Origin of the sequence: Sphingomonas sp. STIS6.2 (assembly GCF_000732685.2) — a bacterium.
Classification (GTDB): Bacteria; Pseudomonadota; Alphaproteobacteria; order Sphingomonadales; family Sphingomonadaceae; genus Sphingomonas; species Sphingomonas aerolata.
Genome location: NZ_JPDP02000152.1, coordinates 1 through 1,013 on the forward strand (window position 1 = coordinate 1; position 1,013 = coordinate 1,013).

General features: G+C 56.3%; 1 protein-coding gene. It reads left to right on the forward strand.

Going from position 1 to position 1,013, the window contains the following annotated elements:
• The coding region (locus tag sphst_RS21690) for a PEP-CTERM sorting domain-containing protein (protein ID WP_159043659.1) at nt 1–137 on the forward strand (137 nt) is incomplete at its 5' end.
• Nucleotides 138–1,013: the final 876 nt, after the last annotated feature.

The window sequence follows — 1,013 nt, forward strand, 5'->3', positions numbered from 1 at the left end:
ATGCCGGCACCGCGACCTTCGAGCCGACGGCAGCAGTTCCCGAGGCTGGTACCTGGGCAATCATGCTGTTCGGTATCGGCGGTATCGGCTCATCGATGCGCGTTCGTCGTCGCCAGGCGAAGATCGCATTCGCCTAAGCCTATTTAACAGCTGGTCCCAGTGGCCATCTGTGTGAAGGCAGCCGTCAACCTCGCGAGGTTGGCGGCTGTTTTTGTTTAACCTCCGGCGCAATGGGTTTGCCGAAGAATCCATGTGGCGCGGTGGGCGCCGTCGATCGATAATTGGGCAAGCGGGATGGCCCATACTGCGCCCAACGGCCCAAACCCCGAGATCGCGAACGCGCCTGAATGGACGCCGTCAGGTACCGAGCACACGTCCTGGTATCGGCATCCATTGATCTACAGCCACGCAGAGCCACGTACGCGGCTGGGACTGGTAATGACCACCCGTGTGCGCCATTTTGGGGTCATGATGTTCAAGCGTGGGCAGAGAACTATAACATGAGTCTACGCTTGGAGCATGTTACCAAACTCGCACATAGCAAGGAAGGCCTGAGGGCTGCCTACGCCGCGGGTGTCGACCATCAGCGCAATGGTTGGCTGAGATATCCACCATGCAAATGGGACCATCCCGCAATTCTGGCTTTTGATGAAAGCGGAACGTGCGTTGGCGGTATCAATTGGGGCGAGGACCATGATGATCGGACGCTCACAATTACGTTTGCCTGGGGTTCGCCTACCGCTCCTGCCGCCTTTGCTGCCGTACTTTCGCGGTTTCGGAAGGTTCACCTAAACGGGTGGTTTACCGAAATCCACTTCACGATATCGACACATAACGAAGCCATGCAAAAGGCTGTAAAGGTACTTGGACTTGTCCCTCGGGCCTTCACCTTTGAGATGCCGGTCAAGGATATGACCAGGTCTTGATGGAAAAAAATGCCCGGCTTGGAAAGCCGGGCATTTTCGCGCTTAGCCGTTATCAGGCTTTGCGTTATTCCAATACCGCATATTGGA